Source organism: Deltaproteobacteria bacterium (assembly GCA_028818775.1).
GTDB lineage: Bacteria > Desulfobacterota > Binatia > UBA9968 > JAJDTQ01 > JAJDTQ01.
In genome coordinates this window covers 1-26,210 of sequence record JAPPNE010000173.1, presented here as the reverse complement: position 1 = coordinate 26,210, position 26,210 = coordinate 1, and the positions used below count along the sequence as shown (strand labels likewise).

General features: G+C 65.5%; 28 protein-coding genes. 7 read left to right on the top strand and 21 right to left on the bottom strand.

Features of this window, described 5'->3' with window-relative positions; genetic code table 11:
* Window positions 1-133: 133 nt before the first annotated feature.
* Genes OXU42_18275 through OXU42_18260 form a run of 4 tightly spaced genes read right to left on the bottom strand, consistent with a single transcriptional unit; the run spans window position 134 to window position 2,822 of the window.
* Window positions 134-1,096 (bottom strand): electron transfer flavoprotein subunit alpha/FixB family protein, encoded by a 963-nt coding sequence (locus OXU42_18275; protein MDE0031334.1) that lies wholly within the window; start codon window positions 1,094-1,096, stop codon window positions 134-136.
* 13 nt (window positions 1,097-1,109) lie between these two features.
* Entirely contained in the window at window positions 1,110-1,880 is a 771-nt protein-coding gene (locus OXU42_18270; protein ID MDE0031333.1) for an electron transfer flavoprotein subunit beta/FixA family protein, read from the bottom strand.
* 22 nt (window positions 1,881-1,902) lie between these two features.
* A complete protein-coding gene (locus OXU42_18265; protein ID MDE0031332.1) occupies window positions 1,903-2,091 on the bottom strand; it encodes a hypothetical protein in 189 nt (62 codons plus the stop codon).
* 14 nt (window positions 2,092-2,105) lie between these two features.
* On the bottom strand, window positions 2,106-2,822 hold the full coding sequence (locus tag OXU42_18260) for a phenylacetate-CoA oxygenase subunit PaaI (GenBank protein ID MDE0031331.1): 717 nt from the start codon (window positions 2,820-2,822) through the stop codon (window positions 2,106-2,108).
* Between the two features lie 116 nt (window positions 2,823-2,938).
* Here OXU42_18260 and OXU42_18255 point away from each other — a divergent pair, with 116 nt between their 5' ends.
* The gene (locus OXU42_18255) at window positions 2,939-3,592 is read left to right on the top strand and encodes an urea carboxylase-associated family protein (GenBank protein MDE0031330.1); all 654 of its coding nucleotides are present in this window, start codon (window positions 2,939-2,941) and stop codon (window positions 3,590-3,592) included.
* Between the two features lie 25 nt (window positions 3,593-3,617).
* Window positions 3,618-4,814, top strand: coding sequence for a M20/M25/M40 family metallo-hydrolase (locus OXU42_18250; GenBank protein MDE0031329.1), 1,197 nt, complete (start codon window positions 3,618-3,620; stop codon window positions 4,812-4,814).
* A 119-nt stretch (window positions 4,815-4,933) separates the two neighbouring features.
* Here the strand turns inward: OXU42_18250 and OXU42_18245 are convergent, their stop codons facing one another.
* The 9 genes from OXU42_18245 to OXU42_18205 form a co-directional block, all read right to left on the bottom strand.
* A complete protein-coding gene (locus OXU42_18245; GenBank protein ID MDE0031328.1) occupies window positions 4,934-5,956 on the bottom strand; it encodes an ABC transporter substrate-binding protein in 1,023 nt (340 codons plus the stop codon).
* Window positions 5,957-6,082: 126 nt separating this feature from the next.
* On the bottom strand, window positions 6,083-7,102 hold the full coding sequence (locus OXU42_18240; protein MDE0031327.1) for an ABC transporter substrate-binding protein: 1,020 nt from the start codon (window positions 7,100-7,102) through the stop codon (window positions 6,083-6,085).
* A gap of 16 nt (window positions 7,103-7,118) precedes the next feature.
* On the bottom strand, window positions 7,119-8,141 hold the full coding sequence (locus OXU42_18235; protein ID MDE0031326.1) for an ABC transporter substrate-binding protein: 1,023 nt from the start codon (window positions 8,139-8,141) through the stop codon (window positions 7,119-7,121).
* 15 nt (window positions 8,142-8,156) lie between these two features.
* The gene (locus tag OXU42_18230) at window positions 8,157-9,179 is read right to left on the bottom strand and encodes an ABC transporter substrate-binding protein (GenBank protein ID MDE0031325.1); all 1,023 of its coding nucleotides are present in this window, start codon (window positions 9,177-9,179) and stop codon (window positions 8,157-8,159) included.
* Between the two features lie 103 nt (window positions 9,180-9,282).
* Window positions 9,283-10,032, bottom strand: a complete 750-nt coding sequence (locus OXU42_18225) for an ABC transporter ATP-binding protein (GenBank protein MDE0031324.1) — start codon at window positions 10,030-10,032, stop codon at window positions 9,283-9,285.
* Between the two features lie 45 nt (window positions 10,033-10,077).
* Window positions 10,078-10,863: an ABC transporter permease gene (locus OXU42_18220; protein ID MDE0031323.1), complete on the bottom strand. Its 786-nt coding sequence runs from the start codon at window positions 10,861-10,863 to the stop codon at window positions 10,078-10,080.
* Between the two features lie 24 nt (window positions 10,864-10,887).
* Window positions 10,888-11,715 (bottom strand): ABC transporter permease, encoded by an 828-nt coding sequence (locus tag OXU42_18215; protein MDE0031322.1) that lies wholly within the window; start codon window positions 11,713-11,715, stop codon window positions 10,888-10,890.
* A 128-nt stretch (window positions 11,716-11,843) separates the two neighbouring features.
* The gene (gene pyrR / locus OXU42_18210) at window positions 11,844-12,389 is read right to left on the bottom strand and encodes a bifunctional pyr operon transcriptional regulator/uracil phosphoribosyltransferase PyrR (GenBank protein ID MDE0031321.1); all 546 of its coding nucleotides are present in this window, start codon (window positions 12,387-12,389) and stop codon (window positions 11,844-11,846) included.
* Window positions 12,376-13,635: a M20 family metallo-hydrolase gene (locus OXU42_18205; protein MDE0031320.1), complete on the bottom strand. Its 1,260-nt coding sequence runs from the start codon at window positions 13,633-13,635 to the stop codon at window positions 12,376-12,378. The genes pyrR and OXU42_18205 overlap by 14 nt, the downstream gene beginning before the upstream one ends.
* 150 nt (window positions 13,636-13,785) lie before the next feature.
* On the opposite strand from OXU42_18205, the gene OXU42_18200 reads away from it, so the two are divergent.
* Window positions 13,786-14,454, top strand: coding sequence for an orotate phosphoribosyltransferase (locus OXU42_18200; protein MDE0031319.1), 669 nt, complete (start codon window positions 13,786-13,788; stop codon window positions 14,452-14,454).
* Window positions 14,455-14,519: 65 nt separating this feature from the next.
* Here OXU42_18200 and OXU42_18195 read toward each other — a convergent pair whose 3' ends face one another.
* The 5 genes from OXU42_18195 to OXU42_18175 all read right to left on the bottom strand — a co-directional run bounded on the left by OXU42_18195 (window position 14,520) and on the right by OXU42_18175 (window position 19,433).
* Window positions 14,520-15,152, bottom strand: a complete 633-nt coding sequence (locus OXU42_18195) for an urea carboxylase-associated family protein (protein ID MDE0031318.1) — start codon at window positions 15,150-15,152, stop codon at window positions 14,520-14,522.
* A gap of 67 nt (window positions 15,153-15,219) precedes the next feature.
* On the bottom strand, window positions 15,220-16,086 hold the full coding sequence (locus OXU42_18190) for a DMT family transporter (GenBank protein ID MDE0031317.1): 867 nt from the start codon (window positions 16,084-16,086) through the stop codon (window positions 15,220-15,222).
* 37 nt (window positions 16,087-16,123) lie between these two features.
* Complete coding sequence (locus OXU42_18185; protein MDE0031316.1) at window positions 16,124-17,119, bottom strand: ketoacyl-ACP synthase III; 996 nt, start codon at window positions 17,117-17,119, stop codon at window positions 16,124-16,126.
* Window positions 17,116-18,369 carry a beta-ketoacyl-ACP synthase II gene (fabF, locus tag OXU42_18180; GenBank protein MDE0031315.1) on the bottom strand — a complete coding sequence of 418 codons (1,254 nt, stop codon included), beginning with the start codon at window positions 18,367-18,369 and terminating at the stop codon, window positions 17,116-17,118. The genes OXU42_18185 and fabF overlap by 4 nt, the downstream gene beginning before the upstream one ends.
* 23 nt (window positions 18,370-18,392) lie before the next feature.
* Window positions 18,393-19,433 carry a histone deacetylase gene (locus OXU42_18175; GenBank protein MDE0031314.1) on the bottom strand — a complete coding sequence of 347 codons (1,041 nt, stop codon included), beginning with the start codon at window positions 19,431-19,433 and terminating at the stop codon, window positions 18,393-18,395.
* A gap of 108 nt (window positions 19,434-19,541) precedes the next feature.
* Here OXU42_18175 and tatB point away from each other — a divergent pair, with 108 nt between their 5' ends.
* Window positions 19,542-19,814 (top strand): Sec-independent protein translocase protein TatB, encoded by a 273-nt coding sequence (tatB, locus tag OXU42_18170; GenBank protein ID MDE0031313.1) that lies wholly within the window; start codon window positions 19,542-19,544, stop codon window positions 19,812-19,814.
* Entirely contained in the window at window positions 19,811-20,632 is an 822-nt protein-coding gene (tatC, locus tag OXU42_18165) for a twin-arginine translocase subunit TatC (GenBank protein ID MDE0031312.1), read from the top strand. Before tatB ends, tatC begins: the two co-directional genes overlap by 4 nt.
* 81 nt (window positions 20,633-20,713) lie before the next feature.
* Here the strand turns inward: tatC and OXU42_18160 are convergent, their stop codons facing one another.
* Genes OXU42_18160 through OXU42_18150 form a run of 3 tightly spaced genes read right to left on the bottom strand, consistent with a single transcriptional unit; the run spans window position 20,714 to window position 24,340 of the window.
* Window positions 20,714-21,223: a biotin/lipoyl-binding protein gene (locus OXU42_18160; GenBank protein ID MDE0031311.1), complete on the bottom strand. Its 510-nt coding sequence runs from the start codon at window positions 21,221-21,223 to the stop codon at window positions 20,714-20,716.
* 4 nt (window positions 21,224-21,227) lie between these two features.
* Window positions 21,228-22,766: an acetyl-CoA carboxylase biotin carboxylase subunit gene (gene accC, locus OXU42_18155; protein ID MDE0031310.1), complete on the bottom strand. Its 1,539-nt coding sequence runs from the start codon at window positions 22,764-22,766 to the stop codon at window positions 21,228-21,230.
* 23 nt (window positions 22,767-22,789) lie between these two features.
* Complete coding sequence (locus OXU42_18150) at window positions 22,790-24,340, bottom strand: acyl-CoA carboxylase subunit beta (protein ID MDE0031309.1); 1,551 nt, start codon at window positions 24,338-24,340, stop codon at window positions 22,790-22,792.
* A 229-nt stretch (window positions 24,341-24,569) separates the two neighbouring features.
* Between OXU42_18150 and OXU42_18145 the strand changes: the two genes are divergently transcribed.
* Entirely contained in the window at window positions 24,570-25,397 is an 828-nt protein-coding gene (locus tag OXU42_18145) for a glycerophosphodiester phosphodiesterase (GenBank protein ID MDE0031308.1), read from the top strand.
* Window positions 25,398-25,448: 51 nt separating this feature from the next.
* Window positions 25,449-26,084, top strand: coding sequence for a HEAT repeat domain-containing protein (locus OXU42_18140; GenBank protein MDE0031307.1), 636 nt, complete (start codon window positions 25,449-25,451; stop codon window positions 26,082-26,084).
* The last annotated feature ends 126 nt before the right edge of the window (window positions 26,085-26,210 follow it).

Here is a 26,210-nt window from a genome sequence, read left to right as displayed (position 1 = left end):
GGAAGAACGCGGATGCAAAAAACCCTCGGGGGCCGGTAGCGGCTCAATCCCGAGGGGACTGGCTGGTGCGTCAGCAGAACGACCGGTATGTACTACGAAATGGGTTGTCGTGTCAAGAGGTTGACGCTCGCGCCTATTTGCGCGCCTTGATCTCCTCGATCAACTGCGGCACCACCTTGAAGACGTCGCCCACGATGCCCAGGTCGCACATCTGGAAGATGGGGGCTTCGGAATCCTTGTTGACCGCGACGATGAGCTTGGAGTCCTTCATGCCGGCGAGATGCTGCACGGCGCCGGAGATGCCGCAGGCGATGTACAGATCGGGCTTGACGGTCTTGCCGGTCTGGCCGATCTGGAGCGAGTAGGGCACCCAGCCCGAGTCCACCACGGCGCGGGTGGCGCCCACGGCCCCGCCCAGCAGTTCCGCCAGCTCCCGCAGCATGTCGAAGTTCTCGGCTCCGGCAAGTCCGCGGCCGCCGGCGACGACGACGCTGGCGCCGTCGAGTTGAGGCCCCTCGGCCTTGGCGACGACCTTTTCCTTGAGCCGGATCTTGCACAGTTCGGCATCGGCCGGGGCCGCCACCTCTTCGACTACCGGGGTCTTGGGGTTCGGGGCGGGCTCGAAGGACTTGGGCCGCACCAGCAGGAGCTTCACGTCGTCGTGCACCAGCGTGGCGGTGTTCCAGTAGCTCGCGCCCAGGGCGGGGATCTTGGCCTCCACCGTCCCGTCGGTGAGGGTGAAGTCCGCCACGTCGGTAATGGCGCCGCAGTCGAGGCTGGCGCTCAGGGCCGCGGCCACGTCGCGGCCGCCGTAGCTCGACGCGAACAGGACCATGGCGGGCTTGTGCTGCCGGATCAAGGACTCCACCACCGTGGCGGCGGGCAGGGTCAGGTAGTCGCGGAACACCGGGTCGGGGGAGCGGTAGACCTTGCTCGCTCCGTGCTCGCCCAGCAGTTCCACCGCGTTGTCCGGCGCCGGACCCAGCAGGATCGCCTCGGCGGTGCCCACGGCGGCCGCCTTGGTCACCATCTCCAGCGTCGTCGAGGTGACGGCGTCGTCCACCACCTCGCCATAGACCCAAATCACGTCGGACATCCGGAAGACCTTGCTAGATGACCTTGGACTCGGCCAGGAAATCGGCGATGCGCTTGCCCCCTTCGCCCTCGTCCTCCACCACCTCGCCCGCCTCGCGCTGCGCCGGCCTGCCCACCTCCAGCACCCTCTCCCGCGCACCCGCCTCGCCCACGTCGTCGGCCGCAAGCCCCAGGTCCGCCGCGGAGTACTGCACGATCTCTTTCCGCTTGGCCGCCATGATGCCCCTGAGCTGCGGATAGCGGGGCTCGTTGATGCCGCTGGTGACCGTCACCAGCGCTGGCAGGTCGGCCTCCACCACGTCGTAACCGGCCTCGCTCTGGCGCTTCACCGTAAGGGTGTTCCCCTCCACGCTCATCTCGTTGGCGAAGGTCACCGGCGGGACTCCCAGCAGCCACGCGATCTGGCCGGGCACGATGCCGGAATAGCTGTCGCTGCTCTCGGTGCCGCAGATGATGAGGTCGAAGGGATTCTTGCGGATGGCGGCAGCCAGGGCCTTGGCCGTCGCCAGGGTGTCCGACCCCGCCATCGCGTCGTCGAAGATGTGCACCGCCGAGGTGGCGCCCATGGCCAGCGCGGTGCGGACGCCGATGGTGATCTCGTTGAATCCCATGGTCACCAGAGTGACCGTGCCGCCCACCTTCTCCATCAGCCGCAGGGCTTCCTCCACGGCGCTGGCCGCGGCCGGGTCCAGTTCGTGGGCCACACCCTTGCGGATCATCCGCTTCGTGGCCGGATCGATCTCGATGGTGACGGTGCTGGCGGGGATGATCTTGCCGCAGACCACGATGTCCAAGGGTACGAACCTCCTACTCCAGCCACTCGGACACCTTGCCCTCCATCACCATGTCCAGGACCTCCTGGCAGTCCTGGAGGGCCTGATCCACGATCTTGTCGTCCTTCACGTTGGGTATTGCCCGGTTGACGGCCCCGTGGACCGCGGTGATGCATGCCTTCAGGTGTTCGTCCAACTCGACGGTATTGGGTGCTTGTACCATTTCTCTAACTTGCCTCAGGTGTAGAGCCGGCCTTCGTTGGGGTCGGGGATCTCGAGGCCCATGTCTTCGATGAGCGCGTTGATCTCGGCCGTGTACTCCGCGCGCTGCTGGCGGTTGGTGCGGCGCTTGAGGCCCCAATGACGGTACCGCTCCGAGCGCCGGGAATCCGACTTGCCGAACATGTCCAGTCCCTTGACGTACCAGTAGTTGATCGCCTTCTGGACGCGCTCTTTGGACTCGTCGCCCTTCTCGGCCATCTCCCGCGTCAGGTTCGTGCCGAACGAGATGTGAGCCGACTCTTCCAACTCCATGGTGGGAAGGATCTCGGCAAGAGGCGTGTAGCTGCAGTCCTCGAACTCTTCGAGCTGGAAGCGGCCCACCCGGTCGATCAGGAAGCCGAAGACGGCGAAGTCCTCCCAGGTGGTGATCTTGCCGCGGAAAGCTTCCACGTAGCGCTTCTGGTTCGGCCAGCTCAGGACGTACGACACGTCCTCACCGATGTCGCCGGCCAGACGGGCCATCTTGCGGTAGTGGTCCACCTCCTCGGCCGCGGTGCGCGCCACAACGAGCTGGTAGAGCTTGGTCGGCGCCTTGGGCAGCATGTCCTCGAGATAGAGGTGCGGCCCGCCGATCTCGCAGTCGCACTGGATCGCGAGCACTCGTTTGAGCAGATCCTGGTACTCCGGATCCATCTTCTCGAAGTCCTTGAACTCGACCTTATCGGTGAACATGGGGTCTCTCCCTTTTGACTTTGCAACTGAATTCGGGTTAGCAGAAGCCTCCGTTCAACGCAAGCGCGACGCCGGGGACGCAAGGCGCTTTTCAACCTCGCGACAAGGCTTGAACCATGTCGAACAAACTGCTCAGCAGCGTGACCGTACCGAAGAACTCGGGGTGCGCCTTTACGGTGAAGAAGGGGCAGTGTTTGCGGGTGGCGGGGCGGTCGGTGGTGGATTTCGTGGCCTTCAACCTGCATGACCTGACGGAACGTTTCGACCAGGCCCGCACCAAGACCAATCAGGCCAAGCTCTTTATCAGTACGGGCGACCAGCTCTTGTCCAAGCTCAACAACCCGCTGCTGACCATCGTGGCGGACACGTTCGAGGAAGGGCGGCACGACCTGCAGAAGGGCATGTGCAGCCGCAAGCGTTTCGAGCTGGTGGCGGCGGGACTGGCTCAGCGGAACTTCATCGAGGGGGTGGACCCCAATCCCAAGCGCCCCGAGGACATCCCCACCCACGGGTGTTACGAGAACCTGTCCGAGGCGGTGCGTCCGTGGGACATTGCCCCGGTGGATATCCCGAGCCCGTTCAACATCTTCCAGACCATGCGCTTCGACCCGGACACGGGGGCCATCTTCGATACCTTCGTGCGCCCCAAGGACGAGGCGCACGTGGACTTCCGCGCGGAGATGGACTGCCTGGTGGCGGTCAGCGCCTGTCCGGAATCGGGCCGGGGGCAGGCGATCCGGGTGGAGGTATTCGAGGCGAGGAACGAGTAGGGACCGGGCCGGGAGACCACAGAACATGGAACCACGGGAGGCCTTTCGTATTGCCGGCGCGCACGTCGACGATTCGGAGTTGGACGCGCTGTTCGGCGATTTGCTCCGTGTGCCGTCGGTGCACACCGATCTCATGGAGGCGGACCCTGCGGTGAAGGCGTTTGCCGCCGAGGTGGTGGCGCCCAGGCTCGAAGGGCTCACCGGCGTGGCGCCACGGACCGACGGCATGGGCAATCTGCTGTGGCGGTATGGCGGCGCGGGTTCCGATGCGGCGGAAGGGCTGCTCTTCATGGGCTACGCCATGACCTTCCCGGCGGGGTCGATGCCCGAGCCGTTCTCGGCGAAGATCGTTCCGGGCGAGGACTACGGACTGGAAGGGCCGTGCCTCTGGGGCCGCGGCGGGTGTGAGCAAAAGGCCGCCCTGGCCGCCATGATGGCGGGTGCCGCCGCGGTGTGCCGGTCGGGACTGGAGCTGGCGCGGCCGCTGGCGCTGGCCGTGAGCCTCGCCGGGGAGACCGGGCGGCACGACGCGGCCCGGTACATGCTGGAGGAGGATGGGCTCGCGGCTCGTTACGGCATCGTCGGGCTGGGCACCACCAACCGGGTCTGTCTGGGCAACAAGGGCCGCATCGACGTGGACGTGGTGGTGCGCGGCAAGTCCTGCCACAGCAGCACGCCGTGGGCGGGTGTCAACGCGGTGGACGGCGCGCGCGCCGTGCTGGAGCGGCTGGACGGGCTGGTGGACGGCATCGCCCATCCGGAGTTGGGTCCGGCGAGCCTGGTGGCCACTCACATCGAGAGCGGTCCCGACATCCTCCACACCATCCAGGACCATTGCCGGCTGACGCTGGACCGGCGGCTCATGCCGGGCGAGGAGCCCGGGGAGGCGTTGGCCGCCATCTCGCGAGCGCTGGTGGACATGGAGCCTTGGCATGTGGAGGTGACCCAGGGAAACTTCATGTATCCCACGGATGTGCCGGCCAGCAGCGAGGTGGCGGTGGGACTGGAGGCGGCGCGCGGGCAGGCAGGTGAGGCCGGACCGCCCCTTTACTTCCCGGCTGCCCTCGACGCGGGCTACTTGAACGAGAAAGGTATCGAGACGGTCATGTTCGGTCCGGGCGACCTGGCCTTCGCCCACACCGACGCCGAGGTGGTGCCGCTGGAACAAGTGCGCCGGGCGGCGCGGATCTATGCGGCGGCTGCGCTACAACTGGTCGCCTGACTCGGGGCTCCCCTCCCGGGAATGACGTCATCGTACGAACGAAGAAGGGACCCTCCCGATGTCCGGCGACATCGAAAGGGTCCCTTCCTCGTGTTTGGTGACGGCGTGAGCCGCCGGTTCTAGTTCTTCATCCAGCCCTTGTTGTTATACCAAGCCAGGGCCTTGTCGTAGAACTCCTGGAACATGATCTGGTCGACCGGCGGGACTTTGGTGTCCTTGGCGATGGACTTGGTCCAGAACGCGGACTCGATGTACGCTTCGATGCCGCCCGGGGTTGCCTGGCAGCGATCGGGGACGGACTTGGCTTCCATGATCTCGATCTCGTACATCTTCTTGGCGATGTGCGGCTTGTTGCGCATCACCTTCTCGTAGACATGCAGCACCTCTTCGGCGTTCGCCGGGTCGTTGACGAAGGCGCATCCACGAATGAGCGTACCGAACAGCGCGGTGGCCTTCTTGGGGTTGTCCTTGATGAAGTTCTTGTTCATGGCGAGCTGCAGGAACGCGTATTCCTTGACGAACTGTTCCGCGGCGCCGAGAACGGTCAATCCCGCGTCCCGAGCAGCCAGCATCTTCCCGAAGGTGAGCGAGCCTACGTCGATCTTGCCGGCCTTGACCCCCGCCAGACGCGCGGTCGATCCACCGACCTTGACCAGACGCACGTCCTTTGCCGGGATGCCCGCGTTCTCCAGCAGCTTAAGGGAGACGTAGACGTTGCCGGACGTCGGCGAGCTGATGCCCACTTTCACCGGCCGCGGCAGATCCTTGTAGGACTTGACGTTCTTGCCGCCCACCAGCCAGTAGGGCAGGGTGTTCAACTCGGTGCCGACGATGCGGATGTTGCTGCCCGGCCGGATGGCCAGCGCGATGTTGTCGTCCGACCCGAAGAAGGGGAGTTGACCCCGCTCCAGCGCGAGGACCGCGGCATTCTCACCGCCCGACACCGAGTAAACCCTCGCGTCGTAGCCGATGTCCTTGAAGAAACCCTTGTGGATGGCCACCTGCTCCACCAGCGACGTGGTGGCGGTGGTCTGGGCGACCGGGATCAGGAGCTTCTCCATCGCGAGCGTCTGCCCGCTCCAGAGCAGGCTTGCTCCCAGCAAGGCTGCGGTGATTCCCTTTGCAATGCTCTTGGCCCTCATGTGTTTTCTCCTTTTTGCTAACGGCCGTTCTCATACCTATGAAGGCAAAAAGGGGGACCTTCCGATGTCGTGGGACGCATCAGAGGGATCCCCCTCTTTGCAACAGCTATTCTCTGACCTTTTATCCTACTTCTTCATCCAGCCCTTGTTGTTGTACCAAGCCAGAGCCCGGTCATAGAACTCGGGGAACATGATGTCCCTGGACGGCGGAATCTTGGTGTCCGCCGGGATGGACTTGCTCCAGACGGCCGATTCGATGAAGGCCTTGATGCCCGCCTCGGTAGCCTGGCATCGGTCGGGGATGGACCCACCGGCCACCTCGATCTCGTACATCTCCTTGGCGATGTCCGGGGGGTTGCGCATGACCTTCGTGAGGACGTGCATCACCTCTTCCTTGTTCGCGGGGTCGTTGACGAACGCACACCCACGGATGAGGGTTCCGAACATGGCCTCGGCCTTGTCCGGTTGGTCCTTGATGTAGTTCTTGTTCATGGCAACCTGAAGGAACGCGTATTCCTTGACGAACTGGTTCGCCGCGCCAAGGATCGACAGATCCGCCTTCTTGGCCCGCAGCATCATGCCGAAAGTCAGCGAGCCCACGTCGATCTTGCCGCCCTTGACGCCCGCCAGCCGCGCCGACGATCCGCCGACCTTGACCAGCCGGGTGTCCTTTTGCGGGATGCCGGCCGCCTCGAGCAGCTTGAGGGACACGTAGACGTTGCCCGAGGTGGGAGAGCTGATGCCGACCTTCACCGGCCGCTTCAGGTCCTTGTAGGACTTGACGTGTTTCCCGGCCACGAGCCAGTACGGCAACACGTTCATCTCGCTGCCGATGACGCGGATGTTGCTGCCGGGTCGAATAGCCAGGGGGATGTTGTCGTCCGAGCCGAAGAAGGGGAGCTGGCCCCGTTCCAGGGCGAGGACGGCGGCGTTCTCACCACCCGATACCGAGTAGACCCTGGCGTTGTAGCCGATGTCTTTGAAGAAACCCTTGTAAATCGCCACCTGCTCCGTCAGCGCGGTGGTGGTGCTGGTCATCGCAACCGGGATGCGGAGATCCTCCTGTGCGAGCACCGGGCCACCCCACAACAGGCTGGCTCCCAGAAAAACCGCGGCGATTCCTTTTGCAATGTGCTTGGATTTCATGAGTAGTCCTCCTTCGCTACTTTTTCATCCAGCCCTTGTCGTTGTACCAGGCAAGCCCCTTCTCGTAGAACTCGGGGAACAGGATCTGGTCGATGGGCGGAACCTTGGTGTCCGCCGCGATGGACTTGGTCCAGAAGGCCGAATCGAGGAATGCCTTGATGCCCGCTTCGGTGGCCTGGCAGCGGTCCGGGATGTGCTTGCTCTGGACCACCTCGATCTCGTACATCTCCTTGGCCAGGTTCGGCTTGTTGCGCATGACCTTCGTGAGGACGTGCATCACCTCTTCCCTGTTCGCGGGGTCGTTGATGTACGCACACCCGCGGACGAGGGTGCCGAACATGGCCGTGGCCTTTTCCGGATTGTCCTTGATGTAGTTCTTGTTCATGCCCAGTTGCGTGAAGGCGTATTCCTTCACGAACTGGTTGGCGGCGCCAAGGATCGTCAGGTTCGCTTCCCTGGCGCGCAGCATGTTGCCGAAGGTCAGCGAGCCCACGTCGATCTTGCCCGCCTTGACGCCCGCGAGACGCGCCGACGACCCGCCCACCTTCACCAGGCGCACGTCCTTCCTGTCGATGCCCGCGGTCTCGAGCAGCTTGAGGGACACGTAGACGTTGCCCGAGGTGGGCGAGCTGATGCCCACTTTCACGGGCCGCGGCAGGTCCTTGTAGGTTTTGACGTGTTTGCCGCCCACCAGCCAGTAGGGCAGCGTGTTCATCAGGGTGCCGACGACCCGGATGTTGCTGCCGGGACGAATGACCAAGGGAACGACGTCGTCCGAGCTGAAGAAGGGGAGCTGACCCCGTTCCAGGGCCAGCACGGCGGCGTTCTCACCACCCGACACCGAGTAGACCGCGGCGTCGTAGCCGATCTCCTTGAACCACCCCTTGTAGATGCCTACCTGCTGCACCAGCGCGGTGCTCGAGTTGGGGGACGCCACCGGGATGCGGAGCTTCTCCAGGGCCAGGACCTGGCCGCAAAAAAGAAGGCCGGCGCCCAGCACGGCGACGACGAGGGTTGTCGCGATACGTTGAATTCTCATGGCCTTCCTCCTTCGCTAATTCTTCATCCAGCCCTTGTTGTTGTACCAGGCCAGAGCCTTCTCGTAGAACTCGGGCAGCAGGATGTCGTTCATGGGCGGCACCTTGGTATCCGCCGGCAAGGACTTGGTCCAGAATGCCGAATCCAGGAACGCCTGGATGCCTGCTTCAGTGGCTTGGCAACGGTCCGGGACGTGCTTGTTCTGAGCGATCTCGATATCGTACATCTGCTTGGCGAGGTTCGCCTTGTTGCGCATGACCTTTTCGTAGACGTGCAGCACCTCTTCACGGTTCGCGGGGTCGTTCACGTAGGCGCACCCGCGTATCAGGGTGCCGAAAATAGCCGTGGCCTTGTCCGGATTGTTCTTGATGTAATCCTTGTTCATGCCGAGCTGCGTGAAGGCAAATTCCTTGACGAACTGGTTGGCGGCGCCGAGGATCGTCAGGTTCGCCTCCCTGGCCCGCAGCATCATGCCGAAGGTCAGCGAGCCCACGTCGATCTTGCCGGCCTTGACTCCCGCCAGGCGCGCCGACGAGCCGCCGACCTTCACCAGGCGCACGTCCTTTCTCGTGATGCCGGCGGTCTCGAGCAGCTTGAGCGACACGTAGACGTTGCCCGAGGTGGGAGAGCTGATGCCCACCTTCACGGGCCTTGGCAGATCCTTGAAGGACTTGACGTGCTGGCCCCCCACGAGCCAGTAGGGCAGCGTGTTCATCAGGGTGCCGACGACGCGGATGTTGCTGTTGGGACGAATGGCCAGGGGAACGACGTCGTCCGAGCCGAAGAAGGGGAGCTGTCCCCGTTCCAGGGCCAGCACGGCGGCGTTCTCGCCGCCCGATACCGAGTAGACTACGGCGTCGTAGCCGATCTCCTTGAACCAGCCCTTGTAGATGGCTACCTGCTCCACCAGCGCGGTCGTCGAGCTGGGAAGCGCCACCGGGATGCGGAGCTTCTCCAGGGCCAGCGCGTGGCCGGCGCACAGCAGGCTTGCCCCCAGCAAGGCCGCGGCGATTCCTCTTGCGATGCGTTTCTGTTTCATCGGCTTCCCTCCGTTATGTGAGATTCAGCCCAGAACTTCGCTTGGTTGCCGGTGTGCAGGGTATGGTGCGGTGTCTGCGGGGTGTCGCCTGGTGGAGGGCCGACTATTCCTCCATGGCCTTGCGGGCCTCGTCCGCAAGCAGCTCCCAGATGTCGTGCTTGATCTGCAGGAACTCGGGCTCCTCCTTGACGCGCAGCGTGCGAGGGGTCGGGAAGGGAACCTTGATCTCCTTCATGATGGTCCCGGGGCGGAAGCTGAAGCAGAATACGATGTCGGAAAGGAAGACGGCTTCCTCGATATCGTGGGTGACGAAAATCACGATCTTCCCGGAGTTCTTCCAATCCACCATGCGCTGGAGCTCCTCCTGCATGAGCAGGCGGGTCTGTGCGTCCAGCGATGCGAAGGGCTCATCCATCAGGAGAATTTCGGGGTTCACCGCCAGCGCCCGGGCGAGGTTCACCCGCTGTTGCATGCCGCCGGAAAGCTCGTGCGGATAGTGGCTCTCGAAGCCCCGCAACCCCACGATCTGCGTGTACTTGTCACAGATCTCCATCCTCTCCGTGGTGCTCTTGGTGCTGTCGTTCTCGAGACCGAACTTGATGTTGTCGGTGACGTTGCGCCAGGGCAGCAGGAGCGCCTGCTGAAACACCACCGCCTTGTTGGGCGTGGGGCCCGTGACCTCCGTGCCGTCCAGCAGTATGCGGCCCCTGGTAGGCGGCAGCAGCCCGTGGATCATGTGCAGCATGGTCGTCTTGCCGCATCCGCTGGGCCCCACGAACGAATAGAACGTCCCCGGCCGGAGATCCATGTCGATGCCGCCCACGGCATGGACGGTCTCCCCGGTGGGTTTCATGAAAGTCTTGTGGACTTGCTCTACCTGAATGGATGACGACACGGACTACTCCTGTAGTTGGGTATCACGCCACGGCGCCATCCGGCGCTCGATAATGAGGATGACCTGGTTGAAGATCACGCCGGTGCCGGCAAGCATGGCCGCGCACGACATCATGAGCGGCATGTTGAAGGTATCGAGTCCCTTGAACAACTGATAGCCGAGCCCAGCGTAGGCGCCGAAATATTCCCCGACGACGACGCCCACGATCCCGCGAGATATGCCGAGGCGTAATCCTGTAACGATGTAGGGAAGCGAGCCCGGAATGAGGATCTTGTAGAGGATCTGACGTTGGGGAACGCAGAACGAGTTGGCCAGGGTCTGGAACTCCTTGCCGACGCTCAGGACCCCCGTGTAGGTGTTCAGGACGATGGGGACCACCGCGGTGATCAGGACGATGACGATCTTGGCCGTGAGGTCCACGCCGAACCAGATGATGATGAGCGGGGCCAGGGCCACGGACGGCGTGGCGTAGATGGCGCTCAGCCAGGGATCGAAGAACTCCCGGAACACCCGACTCACGCCGAACACCATGCCGAAGCCGATGCCGGCGGCCGCTGCCACGGCGTAGCCCCAGAAGAACTCGATGCCGCTGATCTGGAGGTCATCGAGGATCTCGCCGCTGGCGAACAGGCCGTATGTGTAGGTGACGACCCGCCACGGACCCACGAAGAACAGCTCGCTGCCGACCTGCCAGTCGGCGAACTGCCAGAACGCCGCAACGACGCCGAAGCCGAAGACGGCGTTCAGCCACCTGCGTTGTTGCTGATACAGACTTGACAAGAGTTCCATGGTTTTTCTTCCGGCGCTCTCGACCTACACCAGGGTCTTTCGGTAGGGCGTGGCCCAGCGTTCGACGAATTTCAGCGCTTCGTTGCCGGCGATGCCCATGATGGTCAGGAGCGAAATGCCCACCATCATCTCCGCCACGTGGAACGTCTGCGTCGCGTGGTCGATCATGTAGCCGATGCCGGCTTCGGCGCCGAACAGCTCGGCCACCATGATGGTCACCACCGACCGGGAGTAGCCCAGCCGCAGCCCCGCGATCAGGAACGGCATCGATCCCGGCACGATGATCTTGGTCAGCATCGCCCAGAACGAGATGTTGAAGGCCCGGCCCAGCATGCGGAACTCGCCCTGGACGTTCTTGATGCCGGCCTGGGTGTTGATGATCACCGGAAAGACCGAGGCCAGGGTGATGACCCCGACCTTGGAGGCGATGCCCAACCCCAGCCAGATGATGAAGAGCGGCGCTGCCACCGAGCGCGGGGTCGCGTAGAGGCCCACCAGGATGGGGGAGAACATCTCGTCCAGGGTCCGGCTGAAGGCCACGCCCGCGCCGATGACCACCCCGAGAAACGTGGCCAAGGCGAAGCCGTAGACCAGTTCCGTGCTGCTGTAGCTCACGTGCTCCCAGAAGCGGGGCTCGTAGATCAGCACGGTGAATTCGACCGCCACCGCGACGGGGCCGGTGAAGAAGTCGGGGTCGTTGAAGATGAAGTCGATGAACTCCCAGGTCAACAGCGCCAGGACCACGGACAGGCAGAAGTTGATCCCGATGCGATGGCGGTTGTAGATGGCTTTCACCGACGCCGCGAACGAATCGTCGGTTTCTTCGAGGGGTATCTCTTGTGTCTTGCTCATGGAATTCAGACGGGTGCGGAAACGGGACCTACAGAAGCCTTGCTCCGGTCAAACCCTGCCTCATACGGCTATTGCCGCGGCTTGTCAAGCGGTTTCGGACGCGTCCAGGGCGCCATCTTTTCCTGTCTTCACGCCACCACCACCTCGTCCACCTCGTCCACCTCCGCCAGCCGCACGCGCACGTCTCCGCCCCTCCGCAGGTCCACCTGCTTGCCGACGAGCCGGGCCTCGATGGGTAGCTCGCGCCCGCCCCGATCTACCAGCACCGCCAGGAAGATGGCCTTGGGCCGCCCCAGGGCCATGAGGTGGTCCACGGCGGCGCGCGCCGTGCGCCCGGTATGGAGCACGTCGTCGAACAGGATCAGCGTTTTGTCGTTCACCTCGAAGGGAATATGGGTGGCGTCGATGCGCCCTTCCGGCAAGAGCGTGTTCAGGTCGTCGCGGTAGAGCGTGATGTCCAGCTCGCCCACGGCCACCGGCAGGTCGTGCTTCTGCTTCAGCACGTCCGCCACCCGCCGCGCCAGCGTCGGCCCGCGCGTGCGGATGCCGATGAACGCCAGAGAGGCGGCCGCGCCGTATTCGTCGGCGATGCGCTTGGCGAAACCCCCGAGAATCCGCGCGATCTGCGCCGCGCTGAGCACCCGCGGGGTCTTCTTCGGCTTAGATTTCCGCATGGGCGGCCCGCAGCAGCGCCTCCACCAGAAGCTGTGTCCCGAGACAGATATCCTCGGGGTCGGTCCATTCCGTGGGGTTGTGGCTCACGCCGTTCACGCTGGGGATGAAGATCATGCCCGTGGGGGTGATCTTGGCCATCTGCATGGCGTCGTGGCCCGCGCCCGACGGCATCACCTCGAAGGGGACGCCGCGTTCCTCGCACAGCGCGTGGATGAGCGCGATCACGCCCGGATGCATCGCCACCGGCTCCTCCTCCCGGATGGTCACGAGGTCCACCTTCACGCCGCGCTCCCGGGCGATCCGCCGCGCCCGCTTCTTGATCAGCCCGGCCACCTTGCGCTTGGAGCCGGAGGTGATGCTGCGCACGTCCACCTGCATCTCGGCCCGCCCCGGGATGGCGTTGATCACGCCGGGCTCTACCTTGACGGCGCCCACCGTCCCAACCACCCGGCCCTTCTCCGTCGCCGCGTGCTCGCGGCACACCTCGTCGATGTAGGTGATCAGGTGCCCCGCCGCCACCAGCGCGTCCTTGCGCATCTCCATGGGGGTGGTGCCGCTGTGGTCCGCCTGGCCGCGGAACACCACCCGGAACCGGCTCGGCGCGGCGATGGCCGTGACCACGCCGATCTTCTTCTTCTTCGATTCGAGGACGGGACCCTGCTCGATGTGAAGCTCGAGGTACGCCTTGACGGTCTCGGGGTCGCGTTTCAGCGAGTCGAGGTTCTCGCGGTAGATGCCCAGGCTCGAAAGCACGTCTTCCAGCCGGTTGCCGCCCGCGTCCACCGCGTTGGCGAAGTCGTCCATGGTGACGTCTCCGGCCACCAGGCTGCTCCCCAGGGTCGAGAACCCGAAACGGCTGGACTCCTCGCCCACGAAGCACACGCTCTCCAGCGGCGCCGGCACCGGCACGCCGCTCTCCTTGATGGCGCGCACCGCTTCGAGCGCGCCGATGACGCCCACCGGGCCGTCGTACCTCCCGCCCTGCACGACGGAATCCAGATGCGACCCGGCCAGCACCGCCGGTCCCTCCCGCGTACTCGCAAACCGTCCGAAGATGTTCCCCGCCGCATCCACGCGCACGTCGAGCCCCGCCTGGTTCATCAGGTGAACCAGCAACTGGCGCGAGCGGAGCTCGTGCACCGAGAAAACCAGCCGCGTGACCGAACCGCCCTCGCCCAGGCCGATGCGCGACACCGCGTTCAGGTCGCGCAAAAGCCTGTCCTTGTTGATTTGGGGAACTTCCATGTGCCTGCCCGACGGTCGGAAGAGGGGAAATCGTAACAGGAAAGGACGAACGGAAACAACGGCTGGCAAAGGTTCACGGGCCGTGTTAAGCCAGCAACCGTTCATCCTGAGAAACGCCGTCGAATCATTCCACCCAGAGGAACCGCACCCATGTCAGAGACCGGAAAGAGAATCGCCGAGCTGCTGCTGAGCACGCAGTCGATCCAGGTGTACAGCGACCGGCCGTTCGTGTTCGTGTCGGGCCGGGTCTCGCCGGTCTACATCGACTGCCGCCGGCTGCTGTCCTTTCCGGAGGCGCGGGACGAGATCCTCGAAGCCCTGGCGCAGATCGCGCGCCGTGACATCGGCCTCGCCAACATGGACGTGGTGGCCGGAGGAGAGACCGCCGGCATTCCCTACGCCGCCTTCATGTCCCACTACCTGCGCAAGCCCATGATCTACATCCGCAAGAACCCCAAGGGCTATGGCCACACGAACCAGATCGAAGGGGTCCTGGACGAAGGCCAGCGGGTGACCCTGGTGGAGGACCTCGTCACCGACGGCTTCAGCAAGCTCCGCTTCAACATCGGCGTGCGCGCCCAGAAAGCCCGCATCACCCACTGCCTCTGCGTCTTCGAGTACAGCTCCGACGCCCTCGACCTGCACGAGGGCAAGAAGAACCTCGCCGACCACGACATCAGCCTCCACACCCTCTCCAACTGGGACGACGTCCTCAGCGCCGGCGAAGACACCGGCTTCTTCTCCGAGGAAAACCGCAACCAGATCCTCGACTTCCTCAAGGACCCGTCCAACTGGGGCCGCCGCATGGGCTTCGAGTAGACGCCTTCGTCCGAATGACGTCATTCCCGCGGAAGCGGGAATCCAGGGGTGAGGAGGGGCTCCCCTCAATCCTCCTCGTAAATCTCCACGTCCACCGGCTTCCCCCCCACCGGCATGTCCGGGCACGCACTGAAAGCCGCCAGCAGATCGCGCTCCGCGCGCATGTCCACATTGGTGGGCGCCGCCGGCCGAATCGTGGTGTGCTGCATGAGCCCGGTCTTGCCGTCGATGATCATGTGCTGAAACAGGTTGAACGGGCTCGGCACGTCCTCCGGCGCGATGTCGTAGGGCGCCAGCGCCCCGGACAGGTTCTCCCAGCAGCCGTGGTCGGGAATCTCGTCGTCCCGGTAGTCCCGGTGGTAGTATTCCCTGAGCCGCCCCTCCTGCTTCGCCAACTGGAACCGGCGCCCGCTGCACATCCCCTTCTGCAGGTCGTGCGTCCCCTCCGCGAACGTGTCCTCCACGATGGTCATGAAGTGCTGGTTGTCCCGCGACATGAGCTTGTCGCCGGTGCTGAGGAAGATCTTCCCGTTGTAGACCTTCGTTCGCGCCTGATCGAACCGCTCCCGCAGGTTGTTCCGGTCCAGCACCAGGAAGTCCACCGTCGACATCGCGATGATGCGGATGATCTGCCCTTCCCTGAGGTCCCCGGACCACCCGGTGTTGGCGGGGACGTGCTCGCTGAATACCTTTCTCATGTCGGCCTCCTTTGGGGCGACTGTGGCCCGGTCCGCGGGGATTTTCAACACCCTGTGACCCGTGGTTTCAGCGGATGGCCGTTATCAGCACCACCCCCACCACGATCAACCCCGCGGCCACCACCTTGCGCGCCGTGATCACCTCCACGTCCCGCAGGAACACCGCCGAGAGCACGAGGCTGTAGAGCGGGCTCAGACTTGCCAGCGGGGCGACGATGACGACGTCGGAGAGGTGCAGGGACATGAAGATGCTGGCGACGCCCAGGGTCACGGAGCAGCCGGCCAGGATGAAGTAGCCCAGGGCGCGGCGGTGGAAGCGCACCATGGACCAGTTGCGCGAGACGGTCAGCGACACCGCGATGGCGACCAGTGAGGTGCCGGTGGTGGTGGCGGCGCCGAGGATGGGGAGGCTGATGCCGGCCAGGCCGATCTTGCGGATGACCTGGGTGGAGCCGGCGACGAAGGCGCTCAGGAGCGGCAGGGCCACCAGCACGTTCATCCACCCGCCCGTCTTTTCCTCGCTCAGGCTCAGCAGAGTGATGCCGCCGACCACCAGAGCGGTGCCCGCGCCCACGGACGGGGTGAGCTGCTCGCCCAGCACGGCGATGGCCAGGAGCGAGGAGAAGAGCGGCGTGGTGGCGCGGAGCGGCGCGGTGACGGCCACCCCCACCTTCTCCACGCTCAGATAGGCGAGGAAGCGCGTGCCGCCGGGCTGGATCAGGCCCACCAGCACGAAGATCAGCAGCTCGGGCCGGAGGATCTCGTCCCACGGCAGCACCGCCAGGACGAAGCTCCAGAAGCTCAGCACGTTGATGGCGAGGGACAGGACGGTGGCGCTGATGGGATTGCCGTGGGCCAATCCCTTCTTGAGGAAGATCAGGTTGACGGCGGTGAAGAACCCGCAGGCGAGCGCGAAGGCTTCGGCCGGGATCACGTGAGGGAGGGCGGTCGGTGGGCCGGCGACCCGGGCATCAGAACCGGATCACGGAGGCGCCCCAGGCGAAGCCGGCGCCGAAGGCGTTCAGCAGCACGATGTCGCCTTCGGCGATGCGTCCCGCCCTTCGGACCTCGTCCAGCGCCACCGGGACCGAGGCGGCGGAGGTGTTGCCGTACCTGTCCAGGTTGACGACGACCCTGTCCATGGGGATGTCGAGGCGCGCGGCCAGGGCGGCGATGATCCGGCGGTTGGCCTGATGCGGCACCACCAGGGAGACGTCCTCCACGCCCAGGCCGGCCTCCTCCAGCACTCGCCGGCTGATGTCTTCCATGGACCGGACGGCCACCTTGAAGACTTCCTTGCCGTTCATGTAGATGGAGTGCTCGCGGTTCTCCACGGTCTCCCGCGTGGCCGGCTTCTTGGTGCCCCCGGCGCGGATGTAGAGGGTCTCGGCGTAGGAACCGTCGGTCTGGAGCCGGGTGCTGAGGATGCCCCGGTCGCCGTTGTCGCCGGGACCCAGCACAGCGGCGCCGGCGGCGTCGCCGAACAGGATGCACGTGCTGCGGTCCTGCCAGTCGAGGTAGCGGCTGAGCACGTCGCTGCCCACCACCAGGGCGTTGCCGATGCGCCCGGAGCGGATGAACAGGTCCGCCACCGAGAGCGCGTTGAGAAAGCCCGAGCAGGCCGCGTTCACGTCGAACGAGAACACCTCCTTGGCGCCGAGCTTGGCTTCGAGGACGCAGCCCAGGCTGGGAAACTGGTAGTCCGGCGTGCACGTGCCCGCGATGATGGCGTCCAGGTCCCCGACGTCGAGGCCGGCGTCCTCCAGCGCCCGCTCCGAGGCGAGCAGCGCCAGGTCCGAGGTGGCCTTGCTGTCCTCCAGCACCCGCCGTTCCCTGATGCCCGTGCGGGTGGTGATCCACTCGTCGCTGGTGTCGACGATCTTGGCCAGGTCGTTGTTGGTGACCACCTTGGAGGGAACGGCGGCGCCCGTGCCCAGTATGACGCTGCGCGGTGCTGTTTGTGTCATGTCGCCTTCCTGAGCAGGATGCACGCGTTGGTGCCGCCGAATCCAAAGGAATTGGAAAGGGCGACCCGAATGTCCGCCTCCCGCGGCTGTTTGGGTACGTAATCGAGATCGCAGTCGGGGTCGGGCGTCTCGTAGTTGATGGTGGGGGGCAGCATGCCGTGGTGCAGCGCGAGCACGCTGTAGATGGCCTCCACCGCGCCGGCGGCGCCGAGCAGGTGGCCGGTCATGGACTTGGTGGAGCTGACGGCGAGCGCGCCGGCGTGCTCACCGAACACGGTCTTGATGGCGGCGGTTTCGTTGGCGTCGTTGTACGGTGTCGAAGTGCCGTGGGCGTTGATGTAGTCTACTTCCGTCGCTTCGACGCCGGCGTCCTCCAGGGTCAGCGCCATGCAGCGAGCGGCGCCTTCGCCGTCGGGAGAGGGGGAGGTGATGTGGTAGGCGTCGCCGTTGGTGCCGTAGCCGATCATCTCGGCGTAGATCCGCGCGCCGCGCCGCAGCGCGCGTTCGCGCTCCTCCAGCACCAGCATGCCCGCGCCCTCGGACATGACGAAACCGTCCCGGTCCTTGTCGAACGGCCGGCTCGCCTTCTCCGGTTCGTCGTTGCGCGTGGACAGCGCCTTCATGGCGGCGAACCCGCCCAGCCCCAGGGGAGTCGTGGCCGCTTCCGTGCCGCCGGCGATGACCGCGTCCTGCCGCCCTTCGCGAATCAGGTGGAAGGCCTCGCCCACGGCGTTGTTGCCGGACGCGCACGCCGACGTCGGAGTCCAGTTGACCCCCTTGAGACCGTGGCGGATGGCGATCTGTCCGGGCGCCAGGTTGGAGATGACCTTGGGGATGAAGAAGGGCGATATCTTGCGCGGCCCCTGCTTCAGGTACACTTCATGGTAGTGTTCGATGGTGGCGATGCCGCAGAAGCCCACGCCCACGATGGACCCGGCCCGGAACGCCTCGTCGCCGCTGACGGAGAACCCGCTGTCCTCCACCGCCATTTGCGCCGCGGCCATGGCGTACTGCATGAACAGGTCCATCTTCTTGACCTCCCTGGCGTCGATGTAGTCCAGGGGGTTGAAGTCGTCGACCTCGCCGCCGATGCGGCACGCGAAGGACTCGATACCTTCGATGCGGGTGATGGGGCCGATCCCCGAGCGCCCGGCCTGAACCGCTTCCCAGTTGGCCTCCACGCCGATGCCCAGGGGTGTCAACATGCCCATGCCGGTGATGACAACTCTGCGTCCGTTGGGATTTCCCATGGTGTTTCTCAGGATGCGTTGCTCTACCGATACCGCTCGTGTATTTGAAGCACCTCGCGGATACGGGTCGCGATGCGCTCTCCGCTCGCCTCGAAGGAGGCGGCTTCCTCCGACTGCATGCACTCCAGCACCGTGGCCACGGAGTTGCGCAGCGCGGCGAGATCGTACCCCCCTTCCAACAGAAACGCGATCTTGCCGCCGGTGTGTTTCCGCGCCAGCTCCAGCAGCGCGTTGGCCATGACCCCGAAGCCCTGCTCGGTGACGCCCATGGCGGCCAGGGGATCGTCGCGGTGCGAATCGAACCCGGCCGACACGAGCAGCCAGTCGGGTTCGTAGCGCTCGATGGCCGGGACGATGATGTCCCTGAAGACCGCCAGGTATTCCGCGTCGCCGCAGCCCGCGGGCAGCGGCACGTTCACCGTGTAGCCTTCTCCCCGGCCGCTCCCTACCTCGTCCGCGGCGCCCGTCCCCGGATAGTACGGATACTGGTGCGTCGACAGGAACAGCACGGAGGGATCGTCGTAGAACGCGTCCTGCGAGCCGTTGCCGTGGTGCACGTCCCAATCCATGATGGCGACCCGCCGCGCGCCGTGCTTCTCCTGGAGATAGCGGGCGCCGATGGCCACCGTGTTGAACAGGCAGAAGCCCATGCCGCGGTTGCGCAGCGCGTGATGCCCCGGCGGCCGCGCCATGGTGAAGCCGTTGCCGTAGTCGGAGGCCGCCACCGCGTCCAGCAGTTGCAGGAACCCGCCCACCGCCATCAGCGCCACGCCGAACGAGTCCCGGCACGTGATCGTGTCGCCGTCGAGGGCGAAGCGGTTGTGCCCGGAAGTGGAGCGGACAAGGTCGATGTAGTCCGAACCGTGACACAGCTCCAGTTCCGCCTGCGCCGCCGCGCGCAAGGGCAGCAGCTCGAAGCGGTCGCCGCCACCCGTGACCTCGGCGGCGAGGTCGAGAAGCGTCTTGATCCGTTGCGGGTTCTCGGGGTGGTACGGACCCGGTTCGTGCTTGAGGAACACCGGGTCGGTGACGATGGCGGAACGGGGCATGTTGACGGGCAACATACCACTACGCAACAGACCGAGTCAAAGCGCGGACGGCGCCGCCGCGCCGTCCGCAGCACTCTTTGACTCCCCCCCGCAAATGCCTTAGCCTACCCTCTGGGAGTCGGAATGTTTGGTATCGGAATGCCCGAGCTGCTCTTGATCCTGGCCGTGGCCTTGATCGTCCTGGGGCCCAAGAAGCTGCCCGAGATGGCGCGCGCCCTGGGCCGGGGGCTGGCCGAGTTTCGCCGCACCACCGACGACATGAAGCGCGAGCTGCAAACCGCGGCGGACGAGATCGAGACGCCCCCTTCGAGCGAGAGCACGCAACCCGAGCCGTCCGGAGAAGGCGCCCCCGCCAATACCATTTCTCCAGCGGGCGATCCCCCCACGAAAGAGTGAACGCGGACGAAGGAGCGGGCGCGGAGGAGAGCGTCGGCGCGGAAGAGAAGGAGCGGCTGTCGGACGACGCCAGCATGCCGCTGACCGCGCACCTGGAGGAACTGCGCTCGCGGCTCATCAGGTCCGCCGTGGCCGTGTTCGTGGCCTTCCTGGCCTGTTACGCGGTGGCGGGTTGGCTCATCGCCTTCATGACCGCGCCCCTGCTGCGCCTCGAAGCCGCGGGCCTCACCGTCATCGGCACGGGCGTGGCCGAGGCCTTTTTCGCCAAGCTCAAGGTGGCCTTCGTGGCCGCGGTCTTCGTCGCCCTGCCGGTGCTCCTTTGGCACGCCTGGCAATTCGTGGCGCCGGGCCTCTACAGCAAGGAGAAACGCTACGCCAGGGCCTTCGTGGTCTACGGCACGCTGTTTTTCCTGCTGGGGGCCGGCTTCTGCTACATCGTCATCTTCGACGTGGGCTACCGCTTTTTCCTGGAACAGTACGCGCAACTGGACATCCGTCCGGCCATTCGCGTGAGCGAGTACCTGGGATTCTCGGCCAAGCTCATGCTGGCCTTCGGGGTCGTGTTCGAGTTGCCGGTGGTGGGGGTGTTCCTGGCGCGGGTGGGGCTCATCGACCACCGCATGATGATGCGGCATTTCCCCTACGCCCTGCTCGGCATCGTCGTGCTGGGCGCCGTGCTCACGCCGCCCGACGTGGTCTCGCAGATCCTGCTGGCGCTGCCGCTGACCGCGCTCTACGGGCTCACCATCGTGCTGGTTTATTTCATGAGGCGGAAGGAGGAGGGGATGTCGGAAGGGGACGACGGGGACGAAGAATAGGCGCCCTTCGACTTCGCTTCGCAAGGCCTGTCCTGAGCTTGTCGAAGGGCTCAGGGCGAGCGGAGTTCTTGGCGGGGGCGTTCACTCCACGATCACCAGCACCTGCCCGGCTTCCACCGCCTCGTCGGTCTTGACGCGGATCTCCGTGACCTTTCCCGGGCTGGGGGCGCGCACCTCGTTTTCCATCTTCATGGCTTCGACGATCACCAGGCCCTGTCCCTTGTCCACGGTGTCGCCCTCGTTCACGAGCACGGTGACGACCTTGCCGGGCATGGGAATCTTGACCTCCTGGCGGCCGGACACCTCGATGCCGGACTGCCGCCCGCCGACCCGCACCTGGCGTTCGTCGGACATGCTGATGTGGTAGGTGCGGCCGTCGAGGAGCACGCGGTACTCGTCCTCCATGGCGTCCACGTCCACGTCCACCTCGAAGGAGCGGTTGTCGATCAGCAGCGAGTAGTTGTTGCGGCCGGTGCGCCGCCCGTCCACCGTGAACTCGTTTCCGTCCACCACCACCTTGTAGATGGACTTTTCGGTCTCGGTGATGCGCACCACCGAGGTCTGGCCGCCGAGCTTTGCGATGAACGCCATGGCCCTACCACCCGCGTCCCGGGGCGGACGCGTCGGGCTTGAGCCGCAGCGCCTCCCGGCGCCCCACGTCGCGCCACCCGGACTGCTCGGACGCACCCTTCTCCACCATCTGGAGCGCCCGTTCCTGCTCCCGGTGGAGCGCCACGATGGCCGCGGATGCCAGCGCCACGTGGCGGTCCGGGTAGACTTCCTCCCGCGGCATGAATCCGCGCTGCTCGTCCACGAACCCGGTATGGAAGTCGCCTTCGATGAACTGCGGATGGCGCAGCATCCATTGATGGAACGGGATGTTGGTCTTGACGCCCCGGACCTGGTACTCGCGCAAGGCGCGCTTGAGGCGCCGGATGGCCTCGGCGCGGTCCTCGCCCCAGACGATGAGCTTGGCGATCATGGGGTCGTAGTAGATGGGGATCTCGGCGCCCTCGTACACGCCGCAGTCGTTGCGGATGCCGAAGCCCTCGGGCAGGCGCAGCCCCTCGATCTTGCCCGGGCAGGGCATGAAGTCGGTCTCGGGGTCCTCGGCGTAGATGCGGCACTCGATGGCGTGGCCCGCGCCCTGGATCTGGCGCTGGGACCAGGGCAGCGGCATGCCCGCGGCCACGTTGATCTGCGCCTTCACCAGGTCGATGCCCATGACCCGCTCGGTGATGGCGTGCTCCACCTGCAGGCGGGTGTTCATCTCCAGGAAGTAGAAGTTCTTCTGGCGGTCCACCAGGAACTCCATGGTGCCGGCCCCGGTGTACTTGAGCGCCTTGGCGCCCTGGGCCGCGGTCTTGCCCATGGCCTTCTGCATGCGCACGTCGATGCTTGGAGCGGGACACTCCTCGATGATCTTCTGGTGGCGCCGCTGGATGGAGCATTCGCGGGTGAACAGGTGCAGCACCTTGCCGTAGATGTCGGCCAGGAGCTGCACCTCGATGTGGCGGCAGCGTTCCAGGTACTTCTCCACGTAGAGCCGGGAGTCGCCGAAGGAAGACGCGGCCTCGGAGCGCACCGCCCGGAAGGCCGAGCGCACTTCGTCGCTCGATTCCACCAGCCGCAACCCCTTGCCGCCGCCCCCGGCCACGGCCTTGAGCACGCACGGGTAGCCGATGGCCTCGGCGGTCTCCAGCACCTCCTCCTCGGAGCTGAGGATGTCGTCCGAGCCCGGGATCACCGGCAGGCCGGCCTTCTTCATGAGGGCGCGGGCGTGGACCTTGTCGCCCATCTGCTTGATGACGTCCGGGGCCGGCCCCAGGAAGACGATGCCGGCTTCGTCGCAGGCGCGCGAGAACGCGGGGTTTTCCGCGAGAAAGCCGTAGCCCGGGTGGATCGCTTCGGCGCGGCTCTTCCTGGCCGCGTCGATGATGCGGTCGATGCGCAGGTAGCTCTCGGCCGACGGCGCCGGACCCACCGGATAGGAGAAGTCGGCGTACTTGACGTGGAGCGCGTCGCGGTCCGCCTCGGAGTAGACCGCCACGCTCTCGATATCCAGCTCGCGGCACGCCCGGATGATGCGGACGGCGATCTCGCCGCGGTTGGCCACCAGGATTCGTTTGAACATGTTCGGACGCTTCCGCCGGGCCCCTAGAGCGGCACGTTGCCGTGTTTCCGGGGGAGATTGGTCTCGCGCTTGTTCTTGAGCATCTCCAGCGTGCGGATCAGCGTGGGGCGGGTGTCCTCGGGCAGGATGATGGCGTCGAGGTTGCCCAGCTCGGCGGAGCGGAACGGGTTGGCGAAGAGCCGCCGGTAGTCGTCGACCAGCTTCTGCCGGGTCTTCTTCTCGTCCTTCGCGTCCTTGAGCTGGTCGCGGAAGACGATGTTGATGGCGCCCTCGGGGCCCATCACCGCAATCTCCGAGGCCGGGTAGGCCAGGTTGATGTCGCCGCGCAGGAACTTGCTGGCCATGACGATGTAGCCGCCGCCGTAGGCCTTGCGGGTGATGATGGTGATCTTGGGCACGGTGGCCTCGGCGTAGGCGAACAGCAGCTTGGCGCCGTGGCGGATGATGCCGTCGTATTCCTGGCCGGTGCCGGGCAGGAACCCGGGCACGTCCACGAAGGTGATCACCGGGATGTTGAAGCAGTCGCAGAAGCGCACGAAGCGGGCCGCCTTCACCGACGCGTTGATGTCCAGGCAGCCCGCCAGGTGGGCCGGCTGGTTGCCGACGATGCCCACCGTCCGTCCGCCCAGACGCGCGAACGCCACCACGATGTTGGGAGCGAACTCCTTGTGCACCTCGTAGAAGTAACCCTCGTCCACCACCGCGCCGATGAGGTCCTTCATGTCGTAGGGCAGGTTGGGGTTCTCCGGGACCACGTGCTGCAGGCGCTGGTCGCGCCGGTAGGGATCGTCCTCGGTGGGGCGGAACGGCGGCTCCTCCAGGTTGTTGCTGGGCAGGAAGCTCATGAGCTCGCGCATCATGAGCAGGCAGTCCTTGTCGTTGTCCGCCGAGAAGTGCGCCACGCCGCTCTTGCGCGTGTGGGTCTCGGCGCCGCCCAGTTCTTCCTTGGTGATCTCCTCGTGGGTCACGGTCTTGATGACGTCCGGGCCGGTGATGAACATGTAGCCCGTGTCCTTGGTCATGAAGATGAAGTCGGTGATGGCCGGCGAGTAGACCGCGCCGCCGGCGCACGGCCCCATGATGGCTGAGATCTGCGGCACCACGCCCGAGGCCGTGACGTTGTTGGCGAAGATCCTCGCATAGCCGTCGAGGCTGACGACCCCTTCCTGGATGCGCGCGCCGCCGGAGTCGTTGATGCCCACGATCGGCGCGCCGTTCTTCATGGCCATTTCCTGGACCTTGCAGATCTTGTCCGCCACCACCCCGCTCAGGCTGCCGCCGAACACGGTGAAGTCCTGGGCGTAGACGAAGACGTTGCGGCCGTCGATGGCGCCCGATCCGGTGACCACGGCGTCACCCGGGATCTTCTGGTCCTGCATGTCGAAGTCGGTGCAGTCGTGGGTGCGCAGCCGGTCCAGCTCCACGAAGCTGCCCTGGTCCAGCAGGATCTCGATGCGTTCCCGCGCCAGCAGCTTGCCTTCATTGTGTTGCCGGCGAATGCGCACCTCGCCGCCGCCGAGCTCCGCCCGGCGGTCCAGTTCCTTCAGTCGGAGAAGCCTGTCCTCTACAGCCATCTAGGTCCTTTGCGTGGTAGGTTCCGTGGTTTGCGGCGTTCCCCGTCCGGCGGATCACCAGTCCCCCGCGGGTTGCTTGTTTGACCCGGAAGGGTCGCCGCGGTTATCAATGTCGATGGTTCCGGCGGCCCGCGGCCGCGACGACAACGAATCCAGGAATCATAGATTCCACAAGGCGAAAATTCAAGGAACGGTCCACGGTCCATCCGTTCCACAAGACGCCCGAACCATGACCGATCCCTCGCCGCACGCATTCTTCTCCGGTTCCCCGCCGCGCATCGCCGGCCATCGCGGCGCCGCCGGCACCCAGCCGGAAAACACCTTGGTGTCTTTTCGCCGGGCCCTGGAGGAGGCGGCCACCTTTCTCGAGATGGACGTCCACGCGACCCGCGACGGCGAGGTCGTGATCATCCACGACGCGACCGTCGAGCGCACCACCGACGGCAGCGGCGCGGTGCGGGAGATGAACCTGGAGGAGATCAAGCGGCTCGACGCCGGCTACCGCTTCACGGCCGACGGCGGCTCGACGCATCCCTTCCGCGGGCAGGGCATTCGCATCCCCACCCTGCGGGAGTTCTTCGCGGAGTTCCCTCTCGTCAGGGCCACGGTGGAGATCAAGGAATTGCCGGGGCCGGCCATGGAGACGCTGTTCGATCTCGTCGAGGAGTTCGGCAGGGCGCCCCAGGTGCTGGTGGCGGCGGAGGATGACGCCACCATGCGCTCCGCCCGCGCGGTGATCCGGGCGCGCGGCCTGCCCGTCGCCACGGGCTTCTCCACCGGCGAGATCCGCTCCCTCATGACCGCGCTGTGGTCGGGGCAGGCGCCGCCGTCCGAAGTTCCCGGCCGGGCGCTCCAGATACCGCGCCGCCACCAGGGCATCGATCTCGTCACGTCCGCGTCCCTGGCCGCCGCCCATGCCCTGGGCGTCGAGGTGCACGTCTGGACCGTCAACGACGCCGATGAGATGAGCGAGCTCCTGGCCCTGGGGGTCGACGGCATCATCACGGACTTCCCGGGCCGCCTGCGCGACGTGATCGGTCAATCCGAAGCGCGTTAAGACGCCGCGTCCATCCCGCACACTAGCCAGACACTGCAATAGTACCGCTGTATGGGGGATACGACACTGGACCAGCGCATGGGGCCGCTGCTCGAAGCGCTGGAGCAAACCGACAAGGGAGTGGTACGCCGCGCCGTCGAGGAACTGGTGGCCCTGGCGGCCGAGGAGCCCCGGGTCGCCGACGCTCTCGACCGGCGCTTGCGAACCGCGCCGCGTTGGCCCGTCGCCTACGCCCTCGGGCAAGTGGCGCGTCCGAACGCCCTCTGCCTTGATGTGCTCGCCCACGGCCTGGGAAACCGCGACCAGGACCTGCGCTGGGCCACGCAACTCCTGCTCACCGACCTCGGCAAACGCTACCCGGAGGTGGAAGGGCGCCTTGAAGCGCTTCTACGCGACGGCTCGGCCACCCAGCGGCGCATGTCCGTGTACTGCCTGCGGGACATCCACGAGGGGCCGGACACCGGCGTGCCGGGCATCGGTCGCGCACCCGCCTTCCTGGAAGCCATGCGCGACCCCGAGCCGCTGGTACGCGTGGCGGTGGTGACCAGCCTCGCCAAGGCGACGGAGGTGAGCGCCGAAGCCCTGGACGCCCTCACCCGCGCCGCCACCGACGATGCCGACGCGCGGGTGCGCAACGCCGCCACCTTCGCCGTGAAAAAGTTCGCGAGCCCCCCGACCACGAAATGACGATTCATAACGTCTCCGCCGGAGGAATCCAGGGGCGGGGTGGAGCCGGTTTCGCCTATGTGGCGGAAAATGTTGTCAAACCAAAGCCAAAATGTCCCCTTTTGACAAAGCAGAGATGTCCCCTTT